Origin of the sequence: Paraburkholderia sp. CNPSo 3281 (genome assembly GCF_024206515.1) — a bacterium.
GTDB lineage: Bacteria > Pseudomonadota > Gammaproteobacteria > Burkholderiales > Burkholderiaceae > Paraburkholderia > Paraburkholderia nodosa.
Map to the genome: position 1 here is coordinate 1 of NZ_JAMBPS010000119.1, position 4,056 is coordinate 4,056.

4 protein-coding genes are annotated in these 4,056 nt (G+C 57.2%); 1 reads left to right on the forward strand and 3 read right to left on the reverse strand.

Going from position 1 to position 4,056, the window contains the following annotated elements; translation table 11 throughout:
- Positions 1–1,024 precede the first annotated feature (1,024 nt).
- Entirely contained in the window at positions 1,025–1,468 is a 444-nt protein-coding gene (locus tag M3I56_RS40210; RefSeq protein ID WP_254358590.1) for a globin domain-containing protein, read from the forward strand.
- 415 nt (positions 1,469–1,883) lie between these two features.
- Here the strand turns inward: M3I56_RS40210 and M3I56_RS40215 are convergent, their stop codons facing one another.
- From M3I56_RS40215 to M3I56_RS40225, 3 genes are all read right to left on the reverse strand, one after another.
- Positions 1,884–2,321 carry a carboxymuconolactone decarboxylase family protein gene (locus M3I56_RS40215; protein ID WP_254358592.1) on the reverse strand — a complete coding sequence of 146 codons (438 nt, stop codon included), beginning with the start codon at positions 2,319–2,321 and terminating at the stop codon, positions 1,884–1,886.
- 226 nt (positions 2,322–2,547) lie between these two features.
- Positions 2,548–3,099 carry a DUF4863 family protein gene (locus tag M3I56_RS40220; RefSeq protein ID WP_254358593.1) on the reverse strand — a complete coding sequence of 184 codons (552 nt, stop codon included), beginning with the start codon at positions 3,097–3,099 and terminating at the stop codon, positions 2,548–2,550.
- Between the two features lie 82 nt (positions 3,100–3,181).
- Positions 3,182–4,056, reverse strand: an 875-nt coding sequence (locus tag M3I56_RS40225) for an SDR family oxidoreductase (protein ID WP_254358595.1), incomplete at its 5' end; no start/stop codon positions are given.

Sequence of the window (4,056 nt, forward strand, 5' to 3'; positions counted from 1 at the left end):
TCATCGGCCCTCCGGGCAAAAAGTCCGAAGGTACCGGGTTGCGGAAATTCGAAATGCGTTTCGGGCCGGCGCCTGACACAACACTGAGCCCGCTACGTGGCTCGATTACGCCGATCCCGAGGTGGCTCCAATACGCCGATCATCGAGTGGCCCGATTGCGCCGATCATGCACTGGCTCGATTGCGGCGAACATCCGGTGGCTCGATTACGCCGATCCCGGAATGGCTCGAATATGCCGGTCAGTGACAGCTACAAACAACGATTTCAAATGAATATGCACGTTTCGTCGATGATGGCCGAGCATGAAGACCACGGACATCGAACAAGCAGATTCAATCTCACATAAAAATGCTTGTAATATCATTGCACTAAAATGGTGAATACATGGTCCTTGACAACGAACGAACCAACTCCTAGATTGAATGCGCAGGTTCAACAGTCTGGAATGGTTGGGGCTGTACGCGCATTCTTATTCTGGATGCGCGAACGAATTAATTGACGATCCGCACGCTGCGAGCGGCGTTGTCAACACATAAAAATGCATCGCCGATCACCGCATTAACGGCAAAATCAACCTTCCCCTTGACCGGATTGAGCTTGACGTAATCCATCAGCCGCGTGCTTACGCGCAGGCGCTATTGTTCGGCCCTGACGGTCATCTCTATGTTCCAATTTCCAATACGGGAGAGGTGCGAAGCTAGAATGTTGTGACGAAGGGATATTGGCAATTTGTCGCACCCGGAAAGAGCCTGGAGCAACCCTTCTATCTGAGCTTTGGAAAAACGAGTCCAGCAACACTCGTCTATGACCGGCAGTAATGCAACGATCGGCTCTATCGCGATAGGCAGGCTGAAGCCCATGGCCAACCGCCGCCAGGGGCGATGTCAGGCGGCGGTAGGAATTCAAGCATATTTTATTCAGCCGCGGGCGGGCTGCTTTTTAATTGGTAGGTCAAAGCATCAGACATATGCAAACCGACCAGCCTCACCCGGTTCTCTTATAAAGTTCTTCTCGGAGGAAAGCCATGAGCGCTTCTCTTTCTCCAGAAACGATTTCCATCATCAAATCTACCGCCCCCGTCATGCGGCAGCATGGCGTGGCAATCACGACGCGCATGTACGAGCGGCTTTTCGTCGATCCGGAAATGAGGAGGCTTTTCGATGAGGCGGCCCAAAAGTCGGGGGAGCAACCAAAGCGGTTGGCTGCCGCGTTACTTGCGTTTGCGAGTAACGCAGACAACCTCGACGTTCTGAAAGATTCGGTAGAGCGAATCGCCGCACGCCATGCTGCAATGAGCGTTAAGCCTGAACACTATCCTGCCGTTGCTAACGCATTGCTTCCCGCTATCAAAGATGTACTGGGGGACGCGGTGGAGGAGCGCATCATGAACGCATGGGGCGAGGCGTATTGGTTCTTGGCGGAAATATTGAAGAGCCGCGAGGATAGTATCTATAAGCGCGGCGAATGATGCAATTTGGCGTCGTAAGCAACCCGCAGTTAAATTGCAAAAGTCTCGTGGCACAGAAAGTAGTGAACGTTGGGACGATTAGCCTACGATACGATGGCCATGATCGCGGCGCACACGCCTGCTCTCCGGGGTGGAGCAGACATTTGAATGTCACATTGCGGCATCGGACGAGTGGCAGGAGTTGGCCGAGAGCACTAGTTCGATGAAGGTTCTGCTGAGCTGCCGTTGATATCTTCAATGGCAGCTTTCGAGCGGCTTCCGTGAATGAGTACAGTCGGCCAGTTGCTGACATTTAGCCCGGCGGGACGAGCGGCAGCTTCGGACTCCATTGCCGCCACCCGAGCTGGGCTTTGATTGACGCACCAAGGTCGAGCGCCCCGAGGGGCTTGAACGAGAACGGTTTGCTGCTGTGCCCTCAAGCCGGCATCTTGCGGAAGGAAATCGCAAAACGATTCCAGCTGTTGATCGCGGAAACGAGCAACGTCAGGTCGACGATCTCTTCGTCGCTGAAATGCGGCTTGACGACTTCCCAAACCGCGTCGGGCACGCGGTCCCGCGAAACGAGTGTAACGGCTTCCGTCCATTCCAAGGCGGCGCGTTCGCGGTCCGTGAAGAACGGCGTTTCGCGCCAGACGACCACGGCCGCCAGTCGGCGATCGGTTTCGCCGCCCTTGCGCGCATCGGTCGCGTGCATGTCCACGCAGAAGGCGCATCCGTTGATCTGCGATGCGCGCAGGCGGACCAGTTCGATGAGGGACTTTTCAAGCGAAGACTTGCCGATCTGGTCTTCGAGCGCGAGCAAGGCCTTGATCGCATTCGGGTTGGCCCTGTAGAAATCGAGACGTTGTTCCACGATTGCTCCTGAGAATGGTTTAGAGGAAGGTGCGATTGCTGCACTCGACCGTGTTGCATTTGCGGCGCCGCACACAACTGTTGCGGCGCTCTGTCGTGCCATCCGTAGAGGCAGGATTCCTCACGCAACTTCGCGAGCTTTGTGTCGATTGCGCGAGGAACGCTGCCGGCTGGTTCGGAAGGCGAGTTGGATCGGCGAGGCCTTCACACGCGCCCGTCTGAGCGCTTCAATGCTGCGGCGGTTTAACGTCGAACGCAATCCGCCCCGCCGGCAGGAAAGTGAGCGAGATGACGGCACCGCCCCTGACCTCCGGAAAGTGGTGACTCCCAGGCGCGGGTGCCGTCCAGCCGCCATAACACCAGCCGTTCGGACCTGCGAGCGCCGCGCCTTCGTTGAGCGGGACCACCAGGTTGATCTCGCCGTACGGGTGCAAGTGATAGCCGGCGCGCAAGCTGCCCTCGGGGTTGTTCTGGACGTTATCTGTGCTGTCCATCAGTACCGCAGTGACGCTAAAGAAGAACGTCTCCACGCTGGGCATACCGGCCAGCGACCGACGATAACGCGGGCCCGCGACCTCGACATCGGCCGCCCAGCCTTCCTTCACGCCGAGACTAACCAGTCGGGCCAAGTCTTTGTACAACTCGCTCTCAACGCCATATTTCGCGTTCAGCCATTGCTCGACCCCAATGCCGGTGGTCATGTCCTTGACCTCCTGCAGCAAGGGGATGAGACGGGCCACAAGTACGTCTTTACTATTGGTGAATTGATTCTGGATCATGATTACCTTAGTATGTCTAAACGTTAGAGAAACCCGATGAAGTGACAAGCACCGCGGATGAAAACGCATTGGTGGCCATTGCTTACTCCAGGCCGCCGCTCACCGGAATGTAGTGGCCGGAGGTGAAACCCGAACCCTCACTGGCCAGAAATGCCACCGTGTTGGCCACGTCGGTGGAACGGGCAAGCCGTTTCATCGGGATGGCCGCGGCGATCGCTTGCAGGCGTTCGGGCGAGATCAGCCTATCCGCAGTACCACCTTCCACCGTGGTCGGCGCGACGAGGTTGGCGGTGATTCCGTGCGGTGCGAACTCTAGCGCGACGTACCGGACGAACTGGTCCAGCGCCGCTTTGGCGGTCCCCAGCGTAATCATCCCTTCACGCGCACGACGGGACGGCAGGGCACTCATGTAGATCAGCCGTCCGTAGCCACGAGCGATCATGCGTGGCACCACGGCCTTCGTTACCAAGAACGCGGCACGCAGTTCGGCGTCCACCTTGCCGCCGAGTTGCTCCCAGCTCAGCTCGGCAAACGAGCTAATGACATATGGCGTCAGCGCGCTGTGCATGAGAACGTCGATCCCGCCCCAGCGCTGATTGACTTCGTTGACCATGGCGCCAACATCGTTGGCGTTGGTGACGTCGGCTTTAATCGCCATGGCTTCTCCGCCAGCTGCGACGATAGTGGCGACCACGTCATCGGCCTGGGATGTGCGTATTTCGGCGAAGCCGAACACGGATTTCGGTTGAAGTCGAACAGTGTTTCCGGAGGAAGATGAACAACCGTTTCGCTTGAAGTCGAACGGTTTCGGAGAATTCCGGAATTGGTGTTCGGCGCTCCGAAATGCGTGTTCATCTTCCCGAAATCGGTGTTCAGCCTGCCGAAACGGCTGTTCACCCCACCGAAATGCGTGTTCGGTGGACCGAAACGAAAGGTGTGGTTTCGGTTGGCGGTACT